General features: G+C 60.0%; 18 protein-coding genes and 1 pseudogene. 5 read left to right on the forward strand and 14 right to left on the reverse strand.

Annotation, left to right across the window (positions count from 1 at the left end; all coding sequences use genetic code 11):
- Positions 1 to 12: 12 nt before the first annotated feature.
- From FBY02_RS25405 to FBY02_RS25440, 8 genes are all read right to left on the reverse strand, one after another.
- A complete protein-coding gene (locus FBY02_RS25405; protein WP_144930988.1) occupies positions 13 to 1920 on the reverse strand; it encodes a heavy metal translocating P-type ATPase in 1908 nt (635 codons plus the stop codon).
- A complete protein-coding gene (hflK, locus tag FBY02_RS25410) occupies positions 1917 to 2969 on the reverse strand; it encodes a protease modulator HflK (RefSeq protein ID WP_144930990.1) in 1053 nt (350 codons plus the stop codon). The genes FBY02_RS25405 and hflK overlap by 4 nt, the downstream gene beginning before the upstream one ends.
- Positions 2966 to 4006: a protease modulator HflC gene (hflC, locus tag FBY02_RS25415; protein WP_144930992.1), complete on the reverse strand. Its 1041-nt coding sequence runs from the start codon at positions 4004 to 4006 to the stop codon at positions 2966 to 2968. The genes hflK and hflC overlap by 4 nt, the downstream gene beginning before the upstream one ends.
- On the reverse strand, positions 4003 to 5964 hold the full coding sequence (locus tag FBY02_RS25420) for a protease modulator HflK (protein ID WP_144930994.1): 1962 nt from the start codon (positions 5962 to 5964) through the stop codon (positions 4003 to 4005). Before FBY02_RS25420 ends, hflC begins: the two co-directional genes overlap by 4 nt.
- A gap of 202 nt (positions 5965 to 6166) precedes the next feature.
- On the reverse strand, positions 6167 to 8329 hold the full coding sequence (locus tag FBY02_RS25425; protein ID WP_144930996.1) for a hypothetical protein: 2163 nt from the start codon (positions 8327 to 8329) through the stop codon (positions 6167 to 6169).
- Complete coding sequence (locus FBY02_RS25430; protein ID WP_144930998.1) at positions 8316 to 9509, reverse strand: DUF3142 domain-containing protein; 1194 nt, start codon at positions 9507 to 9509, stop codon at positions 8316 to 8318. Before FBY02_RS25430 ends, FBY02_RS25425 begins: the two co-directional genes overlap by 14 nt.
- A 152-nt stretch (positions 9510 to 9661) precedes the next feature.
- Positions 9662 to 10288: a glutathione S-transferase family protein gene (locus FBY02_RS25435; protein ID WP_144930999.1), complete on the reverse strand. Its 627-nt coding sequence runs from the start codon at positions 10286 to 10288 to the stop codon at positions 9662 to 9664.
- 125 nt (positions 10289 to 10413) lie between these two features.
- Positions 10414 to 11316 carry a LysR family transcriptional regulator gene (locus FBY02_RS25440; protein WP_144931001.1) on the reverse strand — a complete coding sequence of 301 codons (903 nt, stop codon included), beginning with the start codon at positions 11314 to 11316 and terminating at the stop codon, positions 10414 to 10416.
- Positions 11317 to 11540: 224 nt separating this feature from the next.
- Here FBY02_RS25440 and FBY02_RS25445 point away from each other — a divergent pair, with 224 nt between their 5' ends.
- Complete coding sequence (locus FBY02_RS25445; RefSeq protein ID WP_178112019.1) at positions 11541 to 13763, forward strand: LTA synthase family protein; 2223 nt, start codon at positions 11541 to 11543, stop codon at positions 13761 to 13763.
- A 102-nt stretch (positions 13764 to 13865) separates the two neighbouring features.
- Here the strand turns inward: FBY02_RS25445 and FBY02_RS25450 are convergent, their stop codons facing one another.
- The 5 genes from FBY02_RS25450 to FBY02_RS25470 all read right to left on the reverse strand — a co-directional run bounded on the left by FBY02_RS25450 (position 13866) and on the right by FBY02_RS25470 (position 18146).
- Positions 13866 to 14609: a hypothetical protein gene (locus FBY02_RS25450; RefSeq protein WP_144931003.1), complete on the reverse strand. Its 744-nt coding sequence runs from the start codon at positions 14607 to 14609 to the stop codon at positions 13866 to 13868.
- A gap of 154 nt (positions 14610 to 14763) precedes the next feature.
- On the reverse strand, positions 14764 to 15360 hold the full coding sequence (gene nudK / locus FBY02_RS25455; RefSeq protein WP_144931005.1) for a GDP-mannose pyrophosphatase NudK: 597 nt from the start codon (positions 15358 to 15360) through the stop codon (positions 14764 to 14766).
- A gap of 64 nt (positions 15361 to 15424) precedes the next feature.
- Complete coding sequence (gene nadE, locus FBY02_RS25460) at positions 15425 to 16258, reverse strand: ammonia-dependent NAD(+) synthetase (RefSeq protein WP_144931007.1); 834 nt, start codon at positions 16256 to 16258, stop codon at positions 15425 to 15427.
- A 1-nt stretch (position 16259) separates the two neighbouring features.
- On the reverse strand, positions 16260 to 17489 hold the full coding sequence (pncB, locus tag FBY02_RS25465; protein ID WP_144931009.1) for a nicotinate phosphoribosyltransferase: 1230 nt from the start codon (positions 17487 to 17489) through the stop codon (positions 16260 to 16262).
- Positions 17490 to 17498: 9 nt separating this feature from the next.
- Positions 17499 to 18146 (reverse strand): nicotinamidase, encoded by a 648-nt coding sequence (locus FBY02_RS25470; RefSeq protein ID WP_144931011.1) that lies wholly within the window; start codon positions 18144 to 18146, stop codon positions 17499 to 17501.
- Positions 18147 to 18329: 183 nt separating this feature from the next.
- On the opposite strand from FBY02_RS25470, the gene FBY02_RS25475 reads away from it, so the two are divergent.
- From FBY02_RS25475 to FBY02_RS28885, 4 genes and pseudogenes are all read left to right on the forward strand, one after another.
- Positions 18330 to 18887 (forward strand): adenylyltransferase/cytidyltransferase family protein, encoded by a 558-nt coding sequence (locus FBY02_RS25475; protein ID WP_144931013.1) that lies wholly within the window; start codon positions 18330 to 18332, stop codon positions 18885 to 18887.
- Complete coding sequence (locus tag FBY02_RS25480) at positions 18877 to 19584, forward strand: NUDIX hydrolase (RefSeq protein ID WP_144931015.1); 708 nt, start codon at positions 18877 to 18879, stop codon at positions 19582 to 19584. The genes FBY02_RS25475 and FBY02_RS25480 overlap by 11 nt, the downstream gene beginning before the upstream one ends.
- Positions 19585 to 19767: 183 nt before the next feature.
- Positions 19768 to 20787, forward strand: a pseudogene (locus FBY02_RS28880) (cache domain-containing protein); the annotation flags it as partial.
- Positions 20761 to 21645: a methyl-accepting chemotaxis protein gene (locus FBY02_RS28885; protein ID WP_371921437.1), complete on the forward strand. Its 885-nt coding sequence runs from the start codon at positions 20761 to 20763 to the stop codon at positions 21643 to 21645. The pseudogene FBY02_RS28880 and the gene FBY02_RS28885, both read left to right, overlap by 27 nt.
- 819 nt (positions 21646 to 22464) lie before the next feature.
- Here FBY02_RS28885 and FBY02_RS25490 read toward each other — a convergent pair.
- Positions 22465 to 22899 (reverse strand): hypothetical protein, encoded by a 435-nt coding sequence (locus FBY02_RS25490; RefSeq protein WP_144931019.1) that lies wholly within the window; start codon positions 22897 to 22899, stop codon positions 22465 to 22467.
- Positions 22900 to 23267 lie beyond the last annotated feature (368 nt).

The following is a 23267-nucleotide window of genomic DNA, read 5'->3' on the forward strand; positions in this document are numbered from 1 at the left end:
CAAGCACAAGTTCTAACCCCCGTCCTGGACTTTCAGCAACGGCTCCTGAAAGCGTAGCAGCCTTCCGGCGTTTCCCAATACCAGCAAAGTGCTCAGGTTATGCAGCAGCGCCGCGATCATCGCCCCCGCGGCGCCAAGCCAGCCGAACGCAGCAAAAGCGACAATCGCCAGCGTCCAGCCCAGGCCAATGATCACGTTGACCTGAAGCGTCTGCCGACATTGACGACTGAGCCGCACGCAGGTACCGAGCCGCCTCAGGTCGCTACCGATCAGGACGATGTCCGCAGACGCCAGGGCAATGTCCGCACCACCTGCACCCATGGCGACTCCCACCACCCCGGCCTTGAGCGCCAGCGAATCATTGATGCCGTCCCCGACGACCATGGGACGGAAGCCGTTGTCGATTTCCGTCATGACTCGCTTGAGCTTATCTTCCGGCAGCGCCTGAGCTTGTACATCAGCGATTCCTACTTCCCGGGCGAGTGTGCTGGCCACACTTTGGCGGTCCCCAGTCAGCAACAGTTGCCGCCCCAGGCCCAGCGTCCGCAGCTCAGCCATGGCGACCCGGGCTTCCGGCTTGATGCTATCGGCTAGCAGCAACCAGGCGAGGAACTGTCCATCCAGGGCCAGCCCAGCAATCGGGCCATCATGATTGGGTACCAACGAGGTTTCGATACCCAGCTGAGCAAACAACTCAGGACGGCCAAGGGCCGCTTCGCCCTGGCTGGTCATTGCCACCACACCCAGACCCTGGCGTTCATGAATGTCCGTCAGCGGCAGATATTTTTCCGGCTCCACCAGCCCAGCCAACGCTCGGCTGACCGGATGGCTGCTGGCGGATCCAAGGCTCGCCGCCAAGGGCAACAGAGACAATTGATCGCCGCTCGTGCTCTCGATAGATTGCAGACGCAAAGTGCCGTAGGTCAAGGTACCGGTCTTGTCGACCACCAACGATGTCAGGTCCGCCAGCTCTTCCAGGAACGCCGAGCTACGAATCAGGATGCCATGGCGTGCCGCCACCGCGATTCCCGCGATGGCGGTCGCCGGCGCCGACAACACCAACGCACAAGGACAGGCCGCCACCAGCACCGCCAGCATCGCCTGGGCATCGTTGGTAACGAACCAGGTCACCGCCGCCAGCAGCAAAACCAGCACCAGATAGCTGCCGGCATAACGCTCCAACAATCGGGTGATGGGCGGCTTTGAACGTTCGGCGTTTTGCATCAGGGCGATGACCTTGCCCAGTGTCGATTCCTGCCCCGTGCGGGTCACTTCCAGGCGCAACAATCCATCGAGATTGATCGCCCCCCCGAACACTTCGGTGCCCGCTTCGGCTTCCAGCGGCACCGACTCACCGGTAATGGGCGCAGTGTCGAGACTGGCCTGGCCGGACAACACCCGGCCATCGGCCGGTACGCGATCACCGGCCCGCACCTCGACCGTATCGCCGGGTCGCAGCGTGGCGTTGTCCACTTCCATGATCGAACCATCGGCCAACACCTTGCGGCCCAGGCTGCGCGTCAATTGACCCAAGGCGTGGATGGCTTCCTGGGAACCGATGACGCTGCGCTCTTCCAGCACATGGCCGAAGATCATGATGATCGGCAGCAGCGCCGCCGTCAGCAGATCCCCCGTAGCCCAGGCCCCCAGCATTGCCAAAGCGATCAGCTGATCGGTGATTCCATGCAAGCTCGGATACCGCAGGCTGTACCATGCCGAACGCATTACTGGCACCGCAACCAACAACGAAGCGACACCCAACAACAACTGGCTGACCCCGGTCTGCTCCGGCGACCAGGCGCGCCATACCAGCCCCAGCGCGAGCAGCCCGAGGGCGAGCATCGCCAAGGTCAACTGGCGAGCGGCTGTACGTTGTTCGGCGCTAGACAACATTGGAACGGCGGCGGTTTGCGCGCTCATTGCTCAGCTCCCTGAATAATCAGGCGGGAATCGTCTTTCGGGTCGACTGTGGTCACTGACCCGGCCTGGCGGAGAATGCCGGGCATGCGCTCGCGATACAGGCGAAGCAGCAGCTGCGGGTCAGCGTCTTTGGTCTTCGCCAAACCGAGCACCGTGGCGGTGTCGGCCGAGGCCCTGGCGAGCCGTTCGCTGGCCTGGGCATGCGCCACTTGCAGGACGCGGTCGGAATCCTGATGAGCTGTCTGGGTCAACTTCTCGGCTTCGGTGCGGGCATTGGCAACGGCTTTATCGGCCTGCTGGCTGGCCGTGAGCACCGCGTTGAACGCGCCCACCGCCGGGCCCGGCAAACTTGATTGGACGTCGACCCGTACCACCTCGATCCCCAGCCCCTGCCCCGTTGCGGCAAGATCGGCCAGCCGTCGGTTGATGCCCTGCACGAGATCACCGCGCAGGCGCTCGCGGCGTTCGGCGGCCTGGTTGTCGCTGCCGATCAGTTCGGGGCGGGCGACCAGAATCGTGTCCAGGTCCCGAGCCGCTGCGAGGGTTACCGCGCTGCGAGTGACCAGGCGATCCAGTGCCGGCAAGACATGCTCACCCTGCAAGACGAATGCATAGGGTTCGGTGACTTTGTAGAACACCCGCACATCCAGTTGCACCACCCCAGCGTCACCGGTCAATAAATAACCAGAGCCAGCCAAGGCATCGCTGACCGGAGAGGCGAAGCTGGCGACACGATCTGCCTGCAAGGCCGCATCGGAGCGCAGCAGATTTTCCACACGACGCTCCAGGACTCGATCCGCGGCTGGCAGCAGAATGACTTGTTCCACGGGACGCGGCCACGCCAACAACAAGCCGGCATTTTGGATGCGATCCAGAGCGCCGAAATGCAGCACCACGGCACGGTTCTGTGGATCGATCTGCCGAACGTTGGAAAAGACCCAAGCCAATGCGGCGAGAATGGTGACGGCATAAAGCGCCAAGAAGGCCACGCGTGCCGCCTGAATCCAAGGACTGGATAACTCATTTGTTCCACGTGGAACCAAACTCATGGTTGTGTTCCACCTTTGAGTTCCACGGAAGCGGGTCCGTCAACCAACACCCGGAACGGTGCCGCATCGGTGCGCAAGATCAGTTTGGTGCCGGGGCTGACAATCGTGCCCAAGGTATCCAGCGAGCGCAGCAGGTTATACAGCTGAGGCGAACCGGCGTAGGCCCTGCCATAGATTTCAGCGGCCTCGACCCGGGACTGAGCTTCGATATCGGCGGCTTTCACCGTGGCATCCGCCTGCACGATCCGCGCATCCCGCTCAGCAGCGGAACGTATTTGCGCCGCTTCGCGTTTACCGATGGCGGTGCGTTCGGTGGCGATGGTTTCGCGCTCAGCACGCATGCGATCCACCGTCGCGGTCAACGTTACCGAAGGCAAGGTCAGCCGCTCGATACCAACCTGCAATACCCGCACGCCGTAGGTGGTGAGCAACTGCTGTTCGATCTGCTGGCGCAACTGCGCTTCGAAATCGCCAATACGTACCTGGCTGGCGTCGGTGTTGACCAGATTCGCCAGGTCAAAACTGGCGGCCGTGGTTTCCAGGGCCGATCCCACGAATGTGCGAATCTGCCGTGCAGCCTCGTCCGGTTGGTTCTGCACTGCACGCATGAAGCGCTGGACGTTGTCCGAATCGCCTTGCACCTGCCACGCCACGTAGGCTTGAACGATGATGCGCAGTCCGTCACGGGTACCAACGTCCTGCAGACCGCTGGATGTCGTGCGCAACCGCAAGTCCACCGGAATCGCCGCCTCGAACGGCGCCGGCCAACGCCAGCCCAGGCCAGGCTGCAACAATACCCTCGCCGGATTACCAAAGCGGGTGATGACGGTCGCCTCCCCCGAGCGCACCTGGACCAGGCTCGCGGCGGCAACGGCGAAGGCTACCAACAGCGCCGCCCAGCCCATGCGCCGCCAGGGAAACGGGCCTGCTTCCTGTGGGTCGCCGTGATGATGGTGGTGGTGCCCATGATGATGACCGACATGGCCGTGGCCATGACCGGAGTGATCGTGATGATCGTGGGAAGAAGACTGGCTCAATGGGCAGCTCCTGGCTGGACAAGGTTACGCGGCGATGCGGGATCTGCCGGAAGCGTGAAAGTGCGCAGGTCGATGGTCGGCGCGTTGCCACTGCCGCCCAGACGATGATCGAGAATCAGCAATTTGGCATTGGCAAGGCCCCGGCTCAGTTGACTGAGATACTGTTCCAGCACAAAGGCGTGGCCGGCCGTGGCGTAGGCCTTGCGTTCAGCGCTAAAGCGCAAGTCGGAAGCCTGGGCGGTCGCATTGATTTCCCGTGCGGTAGCCTGAGCCTGGTCGTGGGCAATGCTGGCTTGCAGTTGTGCCTGGTTGGTCTGCTCCGCCGCCGCGCCGCGTTCCCGGGCAATCAATGCCTGGGCACCGATTTGCGCCGCTTGCACACCGTGGTAGGCATTGGCCGCCCCCGCCGGCGGGTGGATCGCTTCAACGACGGTTGCCAGGATTTCCACGCCGCTGTCGAGCGCCTGCAAATCGGTCTGGACAGCCCGACCAATTTCATCGGCCAGGCTGACGCGATCCGCCCCCAACAAACCGTCCAGCGTGCGCGAGGCGAACTCATGCACCAGGACGCGACTGGCGGTGCTACGAATCAGTGTGGGAATGTCGGCGCTGTTATAGGTCGCTGCCAGCGCGGCCGCGTCGGTAAGGCCAATGCGATAGACGAAGCGCACATCCATGTTGACGATCTGGAAACTCTGCTGATCGGCACGTCGGCTGGCAATCACTTGGGATTTATCGTTCACATGGCTGGCGTCCCACAAACGATTGGCAATCGCCGGAGCCGGACCTTCCGCGGTATCGGCCTCCGTGCTCACCCGACTCTCCCCCACGCTGGTGGCCAGTTCATGGACGATGCCATTTTCAACGTTCAGCACCCGGCCCAACGGCCAGGGGAGGCCGAACTGCAACCCAGGACCGAACACCTCCACCGGCTTGCCAAAGCGCTCGTAAATGCCGCGCCCTTGCAGCGGCACTTCGTGCACGCCTGTGAGCAGCCAGCCCACCAGCGCCACCAGCACCAGCACTGGAAACAAGGCGCGGCGCATGTAGCTGAATGCCCAGATCTGGCGCAGGTCGATACCGAAACGGTTGTGTAATTCGTGCTGCAACGCCAGCAAAGGCTGCGGCGGCCAGCGCAGCAGGTCGGCGATGACGCTACGGCCCAGCACGGTCGGTTCCAGGGAATCCCGGCGTGGGCTGAACAATGACAGCAGTGCCCGCAGCAACAGCTCCACCGCTGCAAGCCCCGGCAATAGCCCCATCAGCACTGCCAGGCGCACCGGCCAAATGGCTGACTCACTCGCGAACAACAGGCACAGCGCGCCGAGCACCAGCACGATAATTGTCAGGCGGGTCAGTTGCGCCAGCGACGCTGCTTCCGGCCATTCAAGGGTAGGTTGCTGCGCCAGTTGGCGTTCAAATACCAACAAGGCGAACGCCAACAACAATGAAAGCACGGCTCCCACACCGGCCGATATGCCAAGGGTCGCCGCCGGCAGCGCCAGACTCCAGGCTTGCTCCAGGCTCAGCAGCGCCAACCCTGCCCAACCGGCCAGCCACAAGGTCGGCGCGCCAATCTGATTCAGCAGGCCGATCCAGCGCGCACTGATGCGCTCCAGCAATCGTTCATACCAACCGGATAGCTCAACCGGTTCCTGCTCAGAGGTTGGGATAACCGCCGCCGGCAGCAATGCCCTGCTGCGCCACTGCGTCACCCACCAGGCGGATTGCAGGCCGGCCACCAACACCAGCAATGCCGCACTTTGACTCGCCAACAAGGCCGGCCACATCGACTGGGGCGAAAACAGCCCGACAAAGAAGCCGGACACCAAGCCCAGGCCCGCCAGAACGGCCAAGGCAAAAGCGACCCGCCGAAGGCGTCGTCCCTGGGAGCGTGCCTGCTGAAAGCGTGGCCGCTCGGCCACCTGTGCCCCTTCGATATCAAGATCGACTTGCATACCACCCCAGCATTTGGCGATCAAAACCGGGCATGTGGACAGACTCCACAGCCTTTTCGTTATATGGCGTTACCTTATAACCATAGCTGTGAAATTTCTGTTTTTAATTCTTCATGTTGGATGGCAAAACCGGTGAAATGAACAGGCCTTGGTGGCGAGGGGATTAAATCCCCTCGCCACCAAGTTCTAAAATGGACCGAAGTCAGCCAGCCGACATCCGCGCCTTGCGCCGACGCCGACTGATCAACCCCAGTGCGACCGCGACCACCAGCACCACACCACCGATCTGCAACCAGCGCTTGTAGGGACGCAACGCCGAACGAATCGGGTCGAGGGCCTGGGTGACATAGCGCTTATCGGCCGCGCGGAAATCCGGCTCCTGGCACTGATGGCCGAAGTCCCCTGCCCAAGTCACATAAGGCCCCTCTTTCACATAACGCTGATACAACGCGCTTTGCTCCTCGAGACTCGAGTTGTACGCCACGGCCCTGCACAACACCGCCGCAAACGCCTGACTGGTATGGGGCACATTGTCCGCCGCCTTGCTCGCCAGGGCAGTGGCGACAAAACGGTAGTGGTATCGCTCGTTCGGTTGCGCGGCGCTGGCCTGCTGGCGCTGCACCTCCCCTTCGGCCACCAACGGCCCGACCTTCAGCTCAACCGGCTCGAGGCTGTAACCACCCCCCATGACGGCGTAGTCCGGCGCCATCTCGTAGCCGAGCATCTCCATGCCCCAATCGCGCGCCATCCTGGACGCATAGAAGTACGCCTCAGCGCGCCGGGTAGGCCACCATTTGGACTCTGCTTCCTGGCGCAGTTGCCCGTAGGCCCGGGCCTTGTTCTGCAGGTCGGCGTTATCGAAGTAAGCCGGAGCCTCGTCATAGCGCCCTTCCCGCAATAAGCGGCGGCCCAGCAGGTTACGTAACTGCGCGGCTACCGGCAGTGGCACGTAGTTGTCGCGATCCTGCTGGCTCAAGGGGGGTGGCGCCGGAACCTGGGCGTCGACGTACTGTTTCAATTCTTCGGCGGTCAGTACCCGTTCAGCGACTGCAGCAGCGTCGTACCAATAATTGCTCTGGCTACGGTAAAGCTGATCGAACGCTTGCAGGTAATCGCCCCGTTGCAGGGCCAGGATCGCGCTCTCGCCTTCGACCCGGCACTTGGGTTCAACCACCTCGAAATCCCAATCCGGTGTACGTCGACCGCCCCAGGATTCATCCTTCGGAAAAGCCTGGGCCGCCTTGGCATAGGCCGCGGCCGCCGCCGTCTTGTCACCATCACGCACGGCCAGTTTGGCCCGCAGCCACCAGGCCAACCCCGTGTCGCCGGCTTTTTCCACAAAGGCTTTGGCGCTGGCGTAGTCGCCATGCTGATAGCTCACCGCCGCCAGCCGATCGGCATCATCCAGGTTGCCATGACTGCTGGCCTGCAACAGCTTGACCAGTCTTTTCTCACCGGATGGCTCCTCCCCGTCCCACCAGCCGACACGGCTGAGCAAGTAACTCGTCAGCAACCGCTGCACGGCATTGGTTTTGAGCAATTCGCTCAGGCGATCGTCCGGCTGCCCACTGAGGTCCGCCGCCAGGTACAACAACGAGCTGTAGCCAACCTGCGAGCCGTGCAGGGACTGGGTCGCATACAGTCCGATGGCACTGTCCCAATCGTCAGCGGTGTAAGCCACCCTGGCTTCTTCGCCGAGACTGGCGATACCCAGTTCCAGCGGATCGCTGAAACCGCCAACGCTCAGTTCACGGGCCTGACGAAACGCCGCTCGGGCCTGGTCCCGCGACGCCGCCGGATCTTCGTTGCCCGCCTCGGTACTCATGGCAAACAATGCACGCCCCAGGGAATAGGCAGCCCAGGTACTGCGCAACGAGCGCTGGTCCGCGGGCAACGCCAGCAGCTCCTGGAACGCCTGCGCAGCCCTCTGGTTTTCACCCGCACCAAAGGCAGCCGCGCCGATGGCATACAACCGCAATTCGGCAGGCAGGTTCGCCGCTTGCACCGCGACCTCGTCGATATCATTCAACGCCCTCAGCCGCTCCACCAAGGCTTGCTGTGGCGGAGTCAGGCCAATCCGCTCAGCCTCGTTGCGCTGTGCCACGTAGGCAGACGAATCGTCGTAGTTGTAATCCGGGTTGCGCGTCGCCTCGCTGGCCGGCTTCAGTCCGGCAATGGCATGGCCAAGACGCTTGATCTCGAAGCGAAAGCTGCCTTCGGGTAACTCGGCCAACGATTGGGCGCGGTTGTCCAGCAAGCGCATCGGGAACTCTGGACCACAAGCCAGTGCCTGGCCCAACGGCAAGCCGAGGCTTATACAGAACACCGGGCAGAGCAACCGACGAGGCCACTTACGGGTAGACATTGAAAGCTCCTTGTTCAATTTTTGTACAACGCGCCCATCCCATGGCCCGTTGGGCACCAGCGGCGAGGCGGCCTTCCTGAATGCGGGTGAAGGTAAGCAGTCCGGGGGTTTGTTGCAACGTATAACCAGCCAAGGCATCGACCCCATCACATGCGCCGACGGCAAGCGTCATCCGTCGGGGCCAGGGGCTGTCGAGATTGCCTCGATTGACTAGCCGGATATCGTACAAAGCGTTCTTTTCCTCCAACGTCAGGACCAGGCGGCTGTCCAGTTTGTCTCCCCGAGCCACTGCGCCGAGCGTGGTCAGGCTCCAGGCACGTCGGTCACCTGCCAACGGCAGCCGAAACCAGATCAATCCAGCCAGGTGTTCTGGCGGTTCGGCACGCAGATCCGCGGTCAGCCCGGCCACTTGCTGCGGATCTGCCAATAACTCCCGCCGCTCGCCTGCCCTATCGATCGGCACTTCGCTTTCAACCACCGGCACGCCGCTCTCCTGGGTCAACAGCGCCACACCATAAGCCGGCAGGGCCAGGTAGAACGGTCGCGTGGTAACCTTGCTCCAGCGTTCGGCCCAGCGCCGGGCCTGTTGCGGATCGAACAGCCCCTGCCGCGGGTCGCTCACCGCATGGACCTGCAAGACGCTGCTGTCCACGGCTTCCAGCAACCCAGGCAGCGCGGGGCTGTCGAGCCAGGCCGGCAACGCCGTGATACTCAGACGCAACGTGCCCGGCAAGGTCTGGCGCAACCGGTTCAGGAATGTCCCATAGGCCGCCAACCGGGCGTTACCGGCGTCATGGTCGATCTCCACACCCACCGGCATCAGGCCTTGGGCTTGCCAGTCATTCAATACTTGCTGGATCTGGGCAATAACCTCGTCCTGATCCAGCGTTCCGAGCTGACCATCCAGGCGGACCACCGCGATCAGCGGTCGGCCATCGGCCTTGAGCAATGCCGGATCGATCCGCGCGCGGCTCCAGCCCGTACCGGGAAAAGCCTGCAAGGCCAGCACCCGCAAACTCGAGAAGTCCTGACGGCTCTGGCGCAGCGCCGATGCGTGGGCCGGGGTCCACTGACGTTGCCAGATATAGAGTTGTTGATCGAGAGGCGCGGCGGGGGGATGCTCGCAGCCCTGCAACAGCAGCGCAACGAATGCCAGCGATGTCCGGAAAAGAAAAGTCATGAACCTTCGTCACCCGCTGAAACCCGGCAGATTACCGTGTCTTGCGTTGGACGGGCATAGGGCAAGGACATTGCATCGAAGTTTTCATATGTCACGGCAGGACCAGGGCCGCCATAGGGTCGGACGGCCCTTTCCAGTGTGACCGGCTACGCTCAGACGGCTTTCTGCAAGCCGACAGCCGTACGCGGCATGCCAACGAAACCGGGCAAGGCCTCGATACGCGCCAGCCACTCACGGACATGGACGTAGTCGTCCAGCGACACGTTGCCCTCCGGTGCATGGGCGATGTAAGAGTAGCCGGCGACATCGGCGATGGTAGGCGCATCACCCGCCAGCCAGGTGCTGCTGCTCAAATGTTGATCGATGACCTTCAACAAACTGTGGGATCGGGCGATCACATCCTCGGCGTTATAAGGTGCATTGAACACCGTGATCAGGCGCGCCGTGGCGGGTCCCGCATGGATTGGCCCGGCTGCTACCGACAACCAACGCTGCACCCGGGCGGCACCCAGCGGATCGCTCGGAAGCCAACGGCCCTTGCCATATTTCTGCGCCAGATACACAAGGATCGCGTTGGAGTCGGCCAGTATCACGCCGTCGTCGTCAATCACCGGTACCTGGCCAAATGGGTTGATGGCCAGAAAATCCGCCTGTTTGTGCGCGCCCTTGACCAGATCGACGAAAGCCACCTCGACCGGCAGTTCGAGCAGCGAAAGCATCAGTTGAACACGGTGGGCATGTCCGGAAAGCGGGAAGTGATAAAGCTTGATAGGGTTCATGGTCGACTCCGCTGGAAATGACGCCGTCAGCAGAACGGCATCGATGGCGTCATCTTCCCTCTCGTTTGAAAACTAGAGAATCACCCGTAAACACAATCCATTATTTCTCTCAGCGAAACAATGCATCAGCCCCTCAAGGCCGGGTGTTTGCGCAGGGCGTTGACCGTGAAATCGACAAAACTGCGGACCCGCGCCGGGGCGTTACGCCCACCCTGGTACAGCACATGAATGGGCAGGGGCGGCAGTTCGAAATCGGCCAGGACGATTTCCAGCTCCCCATTGGCGATCGCGCCCGCCACTTGATAAGACAGGACTCGCGTCATGCCCAACCCTTGGCTGGCGGCGGTAATGGCAGCCTGGTTGGCTGTGACCACCAGCCGGGGCACCGGTCGAACCGCCAATGATAATCCGGCGTCGACAAAGGTCCAGTTTCTGATCTGGCCGATGGCCGAAGAGGCCACCACCAGCGAACGCTCCAGCTCTTGCGGATGCCGGGGCCGACCATGCTGAGCGAAGAACGCGGGAGAGCCGCAGACGACCTGCCGCACTTCGCCGACACGGACGGCATGCTGGCTGCTGTCAGGCAGCTCGCCAATGCGCACGGCAATGTCTACGCCTTCCTCAACCATGCTGACATTCCGGTCCAACAGCAAGGCATTGACGCTGACCTCGGGATACTGTTGAAGGTACTGCACCAGCAACGGCGTGACGAACAACTGACCGAACAGCACCGGCGCGGTAATCGTCAGTTGCCCCCTGGGCTGGGCATGGCTGCCGGCCGCCGAATCCTCGGCTTCCTGCAGATCGCCCAGGATCCGCCGACAGTCCTCCAGAAAGCGCTGGCCGGCTTCGCTCAGGTACACGTTGCGAGTGGTGCGAACCAGCAGCGGTGTGCCGATGCGTTGCTCCAACGCCGCCACCGCACGGGTCACGCTGGCCGCCGACAGGCCCAGGCGCCGCGACGCCGCCGAAAAACCCGATTCCTGGGCAACAGCGATAAACACCTGCATCTCCTGAAACCTGTCCATCCATCCCCCGATGAGAAATCCTGATACAAGTTTTTCAAACACCGCAATGCCATGCAGCACGGCCATTGTAGGCCCTGAGCAAACGAACCGTAGCGTGGCGCCCCGGTTGCAATTGATCAGGCTTGTTACCATCGCCCATCATTACCGTTTTATGACTAATAAACAGCACAGACTCGCTCCCACAGGAATTTGTGCCGTTGCAGACTCAGTACAAGGCCATTTTCGTGAACCTTTTATTCCATGGACTGACCCGTCCCCTCGCGCCTTTGATCACCTTGGCCGGCCTGGTCCTGATCGTTCCCCTTGCACTGCGTCTCGCACTGGGTTGGTCCGATCCGTTGGGCTACCTGTCCGACCTGGGCATTGGCGGGTTGCTGCTCGTGCTGCTTTACCGCCGCCCCCTCTGGCTGACCTTGCCGGTGTTGCTGGCCTGGATCGCACTGACGTTGACCAACATCGAGCTGATCAGCGCCGTCGGACGCATGCCCAACCCCTCGGACCTGCACTACCTGACCGATCCGCAATTCGTCGAAAACTCCAGCAGCGGCGGCTTCTCCCATCCCTGGTTGGCCGCACTGCAACTGACAGCACTGGCCCTCTGGCTGATGGTCCAGTGGCCAGGCCGCTCACGCCATGCATCGCCCTTGCCGCGCCACGCCTGGGCGTTGCCGGCGCTGCTCCTGCTGGTTCACAGCACCGTACAATCCTGGCGTCCCACCGAGGCGGACCAGTGGAATGTGTTCAATCTACCCCATCAACTCGCCACGGCGGCGGTCGCAGCCGGGCAGGACCGAATCCAGCACTGGCTTGAAGGCGATGCGGGCGTCCAGGTGCCGCCAATGGAAGGCCTTACACGGCTGGACCTTGATGGAGAGAAGCTACTGGCCGCACCAGGCCAGGCGCGCAACGTGCTGGTCATCACCCTGGAAGGCATCCCTGGCGCCTATATCAGTGCCAACCGTCAGGCCCTGAAAGCCGGCTACCCGGAAAACCCCATGCCGCGCCTCAGCGCCTGGGCCGAGCGCGGCATGAACACACCCGACTACGTCCTGCACAGCCACCAGACCATCCGCGGCCTGTACTCGATGTTGTGCGGCGACTACGACAAGCTCGACGACGGCACGCCCAAGGGCGTCGAAATGCTCAACCAGACCCAGCGCAACCTGGCCTGCCTGCCGGCCCAATTGCGTGAACATGGCTTTGCCACGCATTTCCTCCAGGGTGCGGGCCTGCGGTTCATGGCCAAGGACCGGATCATGCCCCATATCGGTTTCGACAAGACCCTGGGCATGGAGTGGTTCACCCAACCCGCTTACCTGGAATTTCCCTGGGGCAAGGACGACAAGACCTTCTTCGAAGGCGCGCTGGACTACGTCGGGCAACTGCAACAAATGGACAAGCCCTGGATGCTCACGCTGTTGACTGTAGGCACCCACCAGCCCTACTCCGCCCCGGATGACTACCTGCAGCGCCATGACACAGCCAAACAGGCCGCCGTGGCTTATCTCGACGATGCGCTGGATAACTTCCTCATCGGCCTGGAACGCCAGGGCATCCTGAAAGACACCTTGGTGGTGATCACCTCGGACGAGTCCCATGGCATCGATGATGTACGCCTGGCGTCATCCTGGGGGTTCAACCTGACGCTGGCGCCGGAACCCTTGCCGCGCATAAAGCGGGGGACCTATGGTCACGTGGACCTGAGCGCCTCGATCCTCGACTATTTCGGTTTCCCGGTGCCTGCGTCGCTGTCCGGCCGCTCGATGTTCAGAGACTACACGACGGGCCGGGAAATCATGTCATTCACCAATGGCATGCTGCGCTACCACGACGGCAAGGGCACGTTCACTGAATGCGATTTCCTGCAGCGTTGTCGCTATTACGCCAGCGAAGGTTTCATCACTGACCGGGTGACCTATGGCGGACACTACAGCGGCCAGCGGGCCAGGCTCGTCAGCGCACGGGCAACGGCCCTGGACCAGACCCTGCTGCGTACATCGCTGAACCAGCATTATCAGTTCGGCAGCACCGAGAAGATTCCACTCCCAGCCCAGGTGTCCAACGACTGGACCGACAACCTGATCGGTGCCCAATACCTGGAAATGCCCAAGGGCTCACGGACCCGCGTCAGCCTGAGCATCCGAGCCATCGAGGCGGACCATACGGCCTACATTTCCCTCAAGGCCAAGGAGTTCGAGCGGGATGTGCCCATGGAACTGCCGACTGATGTGGCGGTGACGCCCGAACAACCACTGGTAATGAATATCCATTTCGATAACCCGCAAACGCGCAAGGCGTTCTCCTTCCATTTGCTGGGCCATGGGACAGGCGCCATCGAGATCAGCGACTTCAGCGTCGTGACCGAGCTGTCGGACCAGATGGACCAGACGGACCAACCCGAATACCTGGACGATATACAGGACGCCAGCCAGGCCCAGTCCAGTTGAACAAAAAACGCGCAGTCGTTGCAGACGGCTGCGCGTTTGTTCGGGTCTGGCCTGACCACTCACGGCGCGGAATACCCGGAGTTGATCGCTGCGCTTCACCACTTATCCACAGGGCATCGCTTCGCCAGCCGGAGCCCCTTGCCAACTGGTACTGAGGATAATGCGCGTGGCGTTTCGTTGAATCGGCACCAGATGGTGGAGCGTGGTACCGGACTTGAGGAAATACACATCACCCTTGAGGTGCGGACAGGCCTTGCCAGGATTGTCCAGGCTATATTCCCATACGTGCAAGTCATCCTTGTTGCCGTTGCTGTAGGGCACGCATTGCAGGACGTCGCCGCCCTCCGGGTCTTCAGGCGCCTCGATGATCCAGACCAGGGTGTAGGGATAATCGCCCCAATGCCAGCCATAAGTATCGTCGGGATGATTCAGCCTGCTGATCAGGTACTGACCGTGATCCTGGCAGGACACCAGCTCTTCCCCTGCAATATTGCCGAGGAAGCGGCGTAGCGACTCGGAATGATAAAGCGCAGGAACCACGGCTCCGCCCTCGGCGATCTGCGCTTGCGCGATCACATGGATCTTGCGCTGGGGATCGTGGATAAACAGCACCGTCGCTTCGTGCCCCACTGAATATTCATTGAGCAGCCCATGCACTTCGGTATGAAGCTCTTCCCACATCTCGCCAGGTAGAAATGAAAAATCCTTGAAGTGGAAATAGCCATCCCGATGAAACGCGTTACGAACCTGCTTCATCCGGATTTCATTATTCAGGAAATCCTGGAAGTGCCTGGAAAGTTGCTGCGCCACATCGACCAAGAGCGGATCTGCTTTTCGATTACTCATTCGTTGCTCCATCCATGGTCCGATTGTAGGACCATAGAGCGGTTCGCTACAGTGCAGCAGACGACAACAAACGGTAGTTTTACGCCAAATGCCATTGCCCTTTCGCCAAAGGCCTCGCTGTAACAGGAACGCCTGACCGGGCCGGGAGCTGAAACTAATCCAGCAACCGATGCAACTTGGCGTACTGCAACAGCATGATGGTCTTGCCGTCGCAGATTTCCCCGCTCTCGATCATGCCCAGGGCCTGGTCGAGCGGCAGCTCCAACACTTCGATTTCCTCGCCTTCATCTTCCAACCCGCCGCCTGCATGTCGTTTGTCTTCGTCGAAATACTCGCCGACGAAAAAATGCAGCCGTTCCGTCACCGAGCCCGGGCTCATGAACGCTTCGAAAACTTTGCGCACGTCCTGGATGACGTAGCCGGTTTCTTCCTGGGTTTCCTTGCGGATGCAGGTGTGTGGATCGTCGTTGTCCAGCAGGCCGGCGCAGGTTTCGATCAGCAGGTCATCGTGCCCGTTGACGAAGGCCGGGAAGCGGAATTGCCGGGTCAGCACCACGGTCTGCTTGGCCTTGCTGTACAGCAGGATCGTAGCGCCGTTGCCGCGGTCATAGGTCTCTCGGGTCAACTCCTGCCACTGGCCATTGCGGCCGAGATAGTCATAGGTGGTCTTGCGTAGCACGTACCAATTGTCCGAGAGCACTTCGACGTTCTTGATGCGTACGCGTTCGTTGATACCGGTTATCTGGGTCATTCATCCCACTCCATTCGAGACCAGGGTTCCATCTGGAAGTCTGCCCACGCTTGCCTGATGTCGTTCAACATACTGCCGGAACGCGAGGCAATGCTCGTTTGTGAGCCGTCTTGCTGTAGGCGCGCTCGATAATCTGTCGCGCTTGAGGCGACACTTCTTCGCCCATGAGATACGCATCGATCTCCTTGTAACTGCAACCATACGCCACTTCATCCAACCGCCCAGGTGCCAGGTCTTCCAGATCGGCGGTCGGCGCCTTGCACACCAGGTACGCAGGTGCGCCCATGGCGTCAGCCAATAACCGCACCTGGGTTTTCGTCAGCCCGGACAGCGGCGCCAAGTCGCATGCGCCGTCACCGAACTTGGTGAAAAAACCCATCACCGCTTCCGCGCCATGGTCGGTACCGACCACCAGGCCATTGCTCATATTGGCGATGGCATATTGGGCCAGCATCCGTGCTCGTGCCTTGACGTTGCCTTTGGCAAAATCGGTAAGCTCGGCCGAAGGCTGCAAGCCGTCGATCGTGATAGTCGCCATCAGTCCATCCACACACGCGGCAATGTTGCTCGTGGTGATCAAGTCTGGCCGGATGAAGTCCAAGGATGCCTGGGCGTCCTGCTCATCTGCCTGGGCCTTGTAAGGCAGTCGCACGGCAATGAAACGCGCCTCGTAATCTTCACCTCGCAGTTGTTCCACCGCCAACTGGCACAGGCGTCCGGCTGTGAGCGAGTCGACGCCGCCGCTGATACCGAGCACCAGGGACATGCAACCCGACTCACGTAGAACCTGCTTGATAAACCCAACACGACGGGCAATCTCGATGCGCTCACCGCCCTGTTGGAGTTGGCGATCGATGCCCAGTTCCCGCGCTATGCGCTCTTGCTGAAGTGAAGTCATATCAGGCTCCCAGCTGTGGATTGATCAGGGCGACGTTGAACACTTGGGCGGCATAGCGAAGGAACGAAGCATCTTCACAGACGTTCTTGATCGGGTCATCGGAAAACTTCACCACCGGCTCGCCGTGGACACGCACCAGTTTCATGACAATGCTCAGCGGTTCGACACCCTCGACATCGCAGGCCAGACTGGTGCCCATGCCAAAACCGAACTTGGCCTTGCCACGGACATGACGCAGGATCGGTAAGCATTTTTCGAAGTTGAGGCCGTCGGAGAACATCAGGTCCTTGGTCCGTGGGTCGACACCCAATTCGTGGTAACGCCCCAGCACCTTGTCAGCCCAGACAATAGGGTCACCTGAATCCTGGCGCAGCCCGTCGTAGAGCTTGGCGAAGTACAGATCGAAGTCCTTGAGGAAAAAATCGGTGCTGATGCAGTCCGTCAGCGCAATACCGAGCCGGCCACGGTACTCGCGCACCCAGTTCTCCAGGGCCGCGTTCTGACTCTCGCGCAAGCGCCCGAGTTGCTGGTGGACCATCAGCCACTGGTGAGCCATCGTGCCGATCAGTGGGAGATCGAATTCGTAAGCCAGGTGCGAGTTACTGGTGCCGACAAACACGCCGGGAAAATCACTGCGCATGATATTCACCACTTCACGTTGCGCCCGGAAGGACAGCCGGCGGCGGGTGGAAAAGTCGGAAACGCGAAACTCGGCGAGTTCTTCACGACTGGCGTTTTTCTCCAGCCACTCGAACTTCTGGTACAGCTTGCGGGTAACATCGGCCAGCTCGACTTCGGGATACTTCTCGCGGTTGCGCAGTTCGCTGACCATCGCCAGTACCGGCTGCTCGAACATGATGCAGTGCAGCATCGGACCGCGAACGCGGATGTGCAGTTGGCCGTCGACCTCCGACACGTGGATATAGCGCAGATTGAAGCGAAACAGACCGAGGAACTGTTCGAAGTCCGGTGTCAGGTACTCGCGGAAACGCTTGTTGAACAGAAACCGTTGCTCGCCCTCGCGCAACTGCAATCCGGCAAGGTTCTCGAGTTCCACACGAATGTCCGGGATCAGGTGGCCGAGCCGCTCTTTGGAACGCACGATGAACTGATACTCCACCTCAACGTTCGGGTGCTGGTGCAGGACAGCCTGCATCATGGTGAAGGTGTAGTAGTCAGTATCCAGAAGGCTCTGGATGACGCCGCTGCTTGAATCGAATGCACTGTCCATGTTTGCTCCTTACTCGCCTGCCAGGCGGATGGTTTCTTCGCGGATCCTGGCCACCCGGATCCCTGCTTGTTGCAGGTCCTGAATGGCTTGCGTGGCGCCCTCCTCGCTGATAGCCCGACAGGCCGGCAGGTGAACGATCACGTTGAAGCCGGCGGCAGCCAATTGCAGAGCGGTGGTCTTGACGCAGAAATCCAGCGCCAGCCCGCCGACAAGGACCTGCTCCACAGCCCGACCTTTCAGGTACTCGATCACCCCGGTGGACAGCTTGCCGTGCAAGTCGTGGTAACAGGCGCCGTACGGGTGTAAATCCGGCTCGACACCCTTCCAGACGAAATAGTCGTAGTCGTAGGGCGTCGGCAATTCGTCCAGCAAGGTGAAACCTTCGGTGCCGGGAACACAGTGGCTGACCCAAGTGATGTCGGCGTGCTCGAGCCCGGTCGGTGCGAGCATCTGTGAGTGCTCGGCGACCACCCATGGCGCTTGAGGCGAGTGGGCATCCTTGCTGCCGACGCGCAGGCTGGCCAGGGAGGCGATGAAATTCAGTTCACCGCCAATCTGCTCGCCACCAGGTACTGGCAGCTCATCAGGGCAAAGCGGTGTAAAGCTCTTTTGCGCATCGACATCGAAGGAAGCCGTCTTACGGTTCAGGCTGTTCATGCTGGTTTCTCCTGTTCACGGTTGTGAGAGTACATAACGTGTACTTTAATGACAAGTAACTGTGAAAAAGAATTCCGCTTTAGGCTCTATTAATGCCAAATGCTAAGCAAAAATACATAAGAAATTTAGCCAAACACGATTTGAATGATATGGTACATGTCGTGTACCCAAAGAGAATAAGCCATGTTCGAACTGGCCTTGTATGGCGGCGCCTTCAATCCCCCTCATGCCGGTCACGCCCAGGTGATGATCCAGGCGTCATTCCAGGCCAGGCGCGTGTTGGTCGCCCCAAGCTTCCGGCATCCCTACGGCAAGCGGATGGTTGATTATGAAGTTCGCCTGAAATGGCTAGAGGCGATCGTCGAGCGCGTTCAGCCGCTGTGCGACGCGCAAGTTCACGCAAGCCGGGTTGAGCAGGTCGTGGCGCGTGACGTTGAAGGCCCCATCTACAGCTACACCCTGCTTGCCCACCTCGCCGACAGCCTGGCCCTGGACGGCAAGCGGATAGCGTTAGCAGTGGGTCAGGACGTCGCGGATCTGTTACCGACCTTCTACCGCGGCGAGGAATTACTGGAGCGCTTTTCCATCCTCTGTATGGAAGAAACAATTCATGTACGCAGCACGCTGGTACGCGAACGGCTGGCCTTGGGCAAGCCGCTTCCCAGCGACTGGATGGCTCCCGGCCTGAACCCGTTAAACTATGATCTTTACGCTACCCACGGAAATCGACATGCCAACTAGCACCGCCCCCGTGCGCGATTATCTGCACACCATCGACCTCTGTGTGTTGCGCTTCAACCGGGAAGCCCAGGCCATTGAAATCCTCCTGAACCGCAGGGAAGCCGAGCCGTTCGCCGGCCATTGGGCGCTGCCCGGGATCGTGGTGAATGGAGGGGTTGAAGATCTCACGCTGAACGACGCCGTGGAGCGCCTGCGCAACTCGAATAAAGTCGGCATGCCGCTGGCCTGGATCGAACAGGTCGGCACCGTCGGCGACGCGTTCCGCGATCCACGCTGCTGGTCATCGTCGACGTTCTACCTGGCCATTGTCAGCGATACACCCCCGCTCGCCGAACACCAGGGATTCTTTTCGCTCAAGGACGTCGCGGACGCCAGGATAAAACTCCCTTTCGACCACAACAGCCTGGTGGCTGCCGTGCAGGAACGGCTGTTTTCCAAAGCGCTCTACAGCAGCCTGCCGCTGATGTTCCTGGGCTCCGAGTTCAGCGCGCCGGAAGCCGTGGGCATTTTTTCCCTGGTACTCGAGCGTCCGGTGCTCAAGACCAGCATGCGCCAGCGCCTGTTGAAGATGACCGAAGCGGGCTACCTGCAGGAAACCGGCCGCAAGAAAAGCGGCGACGGCGGCCGCCCGCAACGCACGGTGGAAAACCTCAAGCCAGGCAGCGTTTACCTGTTTGACCGGTGTTTTCTGGAGTAATGCTTAGTCCGGGATCCGGTCTCGGCAAGCGCGTATCCGCGTCACTTGATGCGATAAAAATTCCTACGACTGCCCATCATCTTTTCTAGTTCGACAAAACCCGCCCACTCGTCAAATCTTCGCCCAACCCTGGCGGGGACTCATAAAAACAAGACCTGACGAGCGTGCTTCATGGGCATCAGTATGAAATTCGGCCACAAGATCCTTCTCGGTGCCTGTGTCATCTCGGTAGCAGTATTCCTATCGTTCTCACTGCTCAATGACCATCGACAACAAACAAGTACCCGCGAAGCGCTGCACAGCAGCTTGCAAACCACTGGCAAGTTGCTTGGCGCCAACCTCGACAATTGGCTGGCCGGACGGCTCCTGCTGATCAAGGGCGCCGCCGAAACCATTGCCGCCGACCCCACCCCGGCTACCGTCAGCAGGATGCTCGCCCAAGACAGCATCACCAAGACCTTTATCGCCAGCTATGTCGGCTTCCAAGACAGCCGTTTCTTCATTTATCCCGAGCGGGTGATGCCCGATGGCTACGATGTCCGTCAGCGCCAGTGGTACAAGGAGGCGGCTGCCTCCCTCAGCCCTGTGCTGACCGAACCCTACATCGGCGCCGGCATCGATTATCTGATCATGACCGAGGCGGTACCGATCAAGATCAACGGCAAGGCAGCCGGGGTATTCGGCGCGAGCCTGAGCCTGGAAAAACTCGCCAGCATCGTCAACTCCGTCGATCTCAACGGCATCGGCTATGCCTTCCTGGTCAGTGACGACGGCAAGATCCTGGTGCATCCGGACAGCGCCTTGGTCACCAAGACGCTGGCCCAAGCGTTCCCCGAAGGCGCTCCGGGTATCAACGACAACCTGAATGAAGTGCGGGAAAATGGCAGTACCCGGATCGTCACATTTACGCCAATCAACGGCCTGCCGTCGTTGCACTGGTCCATCGGCTTGTCGGTGGACAAGGACAAGGCCTACGCCGCACTCCACGAGTTTCGCACCTCGGCCCTGATCGCCACGCTGATTGCGGTGCTGATCACCATTGTCTTGCTCGGTCTGTTGATCAACGCCCTGATGCGGCCTTTACGCCAAATGGGCCTGGCCATGCAATCGATTGCCGATGGCGAAGGCGATCTGACCCAACGCCTGCAGAGCCTGTCCCAGGACGAGTTTGGCGTAATGGCCGGCGGGTTCAACCGCTTCGTCGAACGCATTCAGCACTCGATACGCGAAGTGCTGACGTCCAGCAGCCAACTCACCCAATTGGCCGCGCAGGTCAGCCAGGCATCGCACTCGTCGCTGAAAAGCTCCGACACCCAGGCGGCATTGACCCACAACATCGCCACAGCCATCAACGAGCTGGGCGCCGCCGCCCAGGAGATCGCCCGAAGCGCCGCCCATGCGTCAAACCGCGCCTCGGATACCAAGAACCAGACCCAGGAAGGCCAGCAGGTGGTAGAGCGCAGCATCAGCGCCATGACCCAGCTCTCATCACAAGTGATCAATACCCGCCAGGACATCGAAAGCCTGAATGAGAAGACGCTGAAAATCGGCCGGATCCTGGACGTGATCAAGGGCATTTCCGACCAGACCAACCTGCTGGCCCTGAATGCCGCTATCGAGGCCGCCCGTGCCGGAGACGCCGGACGTGGCTTTGCGGTGGTCTCGGACGAAGTGCGCACCCTCGCCCATCGCACCCAACAATCGGCGCAGGAAATTCACAACATGATCGAGGAGTTGCAAGCCGGTGCCGGCAGCGCCGTCAACGCCATGCTGGAAAGCCAGCGCCACAGCGACACCAACGTCAGTACCGCCAGGCTTGCCGGTGAAAGGCTCAATCAGGTGCTGCAGGGCATTGGCGAGATCGACGAGATCAACCTATCCATGGCCACCGCCACTGAAGAACAAACCTGCGTAGTGGACAATCTGGATCGCGACATCAGTCACATCAATGACCTGAACCAGAAAACCGTCGGCAATCTGCAATCCACTTTGCAGGCGTGCAATGAACTGGAAAAACAGTCGATCCGCCTGCAGCAGTTGGTCAACACCTTCAAGATCTGAAGGTGTTCAGGTCTGATCCTACGAAATAAAGTCTGTCGGATCGAGCCCAGCAAATTCATGGGGTAGCAGGGGGACGAATCAGAAATAAAGTCTGTCGCCCCCCCCATTTTCAACGCTTTGCCGTGCGACCTACTGAATAAAGTCTGTCGGAAACCAGGCCGAGGCCACCCAGGACACCAACGGCCGTGCTATCCAAAGCGCTGAATTGTCGATTTAGACGCCTCGCGGCGGATATCACCGAAAGTTCAAATGCGCTGCGACAGACTTTATCTTGCAGTATCTGCCCACAATGACCCCACCAAATAAAAACTGTCGCATCGATTCCAACAATACGGCAGATAGCCGGTGGGCACACAGAAATAAAAACTGTCGCAATACCGACTTCCGAGGGTTTTGCGACATGGTCCACTAAATAAAAACTGTCGCTAACCTATAACTTATTAATATACAAAGCTTTGATATATAAAATAATGGCCGACGGGGCCTGCGTAATCACCATAGTGCTTCAGTGGTCGGAAGTCCCTCAAACCGTAGGGCGCCCAACTCAGAAAACTGACCGACCAGGCTGCAAGTTTACTACTCCCGCAAGCACACGCGCGTTCCATTGCTAAAGCCATCACGATCCGATGGGATTCGAGTCGGTCATCTCTACTCAGGGGCCTTCTCTTAAAGCATCGCATTCGAGAGTCGAACCGGCCACATCGCAGCCCCCCTGTCGGGACTGGATTGCTCAATTATTTGATGTATGCCAAAGGCTGGCTGGAATCTACAGCCATGCCTCGGCGTCAATTCCTACGACCTAAAGAATACACAACCTCCCTACTTCTTCCGTCCGCGCGGCTTACCTAACATTCCGTCAGGGCGCAGCCGCTGGCCATCAATAATGCCGTAAGCATCCTCTAGAGCACGCATTGCTGTCATAAGACTCCCGCGTAACGCCTCTTTACGCTCAGCAGCCTCAGATGCTTCCTGAGCCCTTTGCGAGGAAGCTTTCCGTTTAGCAACGTTGGCAAAGCAGCCCACCACCATAGGTGCAAGTTCAACGTCAATCAGCCATGGCGAGCGCGTACGAAACGGAAGAGGCGCATTCCGTCGCCGATTAAGGAGAATCCTGAGCTCATCAATTGAAATGTCCGAGGTTACATCAACATTTGATTGAAGCCCTTGTCTCAACACAGCCCATCCAAATCCATTGAAATTTCGAAGCGCAGACTCTCTACCTAGCATCACCACAAATGCGCTGTATGCCGTCATAACCAATCCCGTGGGATCGATACTCCGTGCAAGATCTACGAATTCAAATGAACCTGGTTCTATCAAGCTAATTAGAAACCCCTTCTCTAGAGGACTGCAAGCGCTGTCGGCGGAACTCGTAAGTACATCCATTATTAGATCATATCTTTTCTCGCGACTGCTGATGGCTCTTAATTCACGAGTTATCTGAGGAATTGAGCTTTTGAGGAGATCACGTTGGCCCCAGTCTTTCTGAGACTCTAGCTGTCGGCGCTGATTGAAAACTGACCCACCGGGGATGCGGCGGAAATCTTGGACTACCTGGAGGTAGTTCATGTATTCATACGAAGACCGTATCCGAGCGGTCAAGCTCTACATCAAACTGGGCA

The organism is Pseudomonas sp. SJZ078, assembly GCF_007828255.1.
Lineage (GTDB): Bacteria > Pseudomonadota > Gammaproteobacteria > Pseudomonadales > Pseudomonadaceae > Aquipseudomonas.

Excerpts from the sequence above, each read along its gene's own strand:
- FBY02_RS25480 (WP_144931015.1), top strand. The coding sequence starts at position 18,877 with ATGCCAACTAGCACCGCCCCCGTGCGCGATTATCTGCACACCATCGAC.
- nudK (WP_144931005.1), bottom strand. The coding sequence starts at position 15,360 with ATGACCCAGATAACCGGTATCAACGAACGCGTACGCATCAAGAACGTC.
- FBY02_RS25450 (WP_144931003.1), bottom strand. The coding sequence starts at position 14,609 with ATGAGTAATCGAAAAGCAGATCCGCTCTTGGTCGATGTGGCGCAGCAA.
- FBY02_RS25475 (WP_144931013.1), top strand. The coding sequence starts at position 18,330 with ATGTTCGAACTGGCCTTGTATGGCGGCGCCTTCAATCCCCCTCATGCC.
- FBY02_RS25440 (WP_144931001.1), bottom strand. The coding sequence starts at position 11,316 with ATGGACAGGTTTCAGGAGATGCAGGTGTTTATCGCTGTTGCCCAGGAA.
- FBY02_RS25405 (WP_144930988.1), bottom strand. The coding sequence starts at position 1,920 with ATGAGCGCGCAAACCGCCGCCGTTCCAATGTTGTCTAGCGCCGAACAA.
- hflK (WP_144930990.1), bottom strand. The coding sequence starts at position 2,969 with ATGAGTTTGGTTCCACGTGGAACAAATGAGTTATCCAGTCCTTGGATT.
- pncB (WP_144931009.1), bottom strand. The coding sequence starts at position 17,489 with ATGGACAGTGCATTCGATTCAAGCAGCGGCGTCATCCAGAGCCTTCTG.
- FBY02_RS25425 (WP_144930996.1), bottom strand. The coding sequence starts at position 8,329 with ATGTCTACCCGTAAGTGGCCTCGTCGGTTGCTCTGCCCGGTGTTCTGT.
- FBY02_RS28885 (WP_371921437.1), top strand. The coding sequence starts at position 20,761 with ATGGCCGGCGGGTTCAACCGCTTCGTCGAACGCATTCAGCACTCGATA.
- FBY02_RS25420 (WP_144930994.1), bottom strand. The coding sequence starts at position 5,964 with ATGCAAGTCGATCTTGATATCGAAGGGGCACAGGTGGCCGAGCGGCCA.
- FBY02_RS25490 (WP_144931019.1), bottom strand. The coding sequence starts at position 22,899 with ATGACGGCATACAGCGCATTTGTGGTGATGCTAGGTAGAGAGTCTGCG.
- FBY02_RS25435 (WP_144930999.1), bottom strand. The coding sequence starts at position 10,288 with ATGAACCCTATCAAGCTTTATCACTTCCCGCTTTCCGGACATGCCCAC.
- FBY02_RS25470 (WP_144931011.1), bottom strand. The coding sequence starts at position 18,146 with ATGAACAGCCTGAACCGTAAGACGGCTTCCTTCGATGTCGATGCGCAA.
- FBY02_RS25430 (WP_144930998.1), bottom strand. The coding sequence starts at position 9,509 with ATGACTTTTCTTTTCCGGACATCGCTGGCATTCGTTGCGCTGCTGTTG.
- nadE (WP_144931007.1), bottom strand. The coding sequence starts at position 16,258 with ATGACTTCACTTCAGCAAGAGCGCATAGCGCGGGAACTGGGCATCGAT.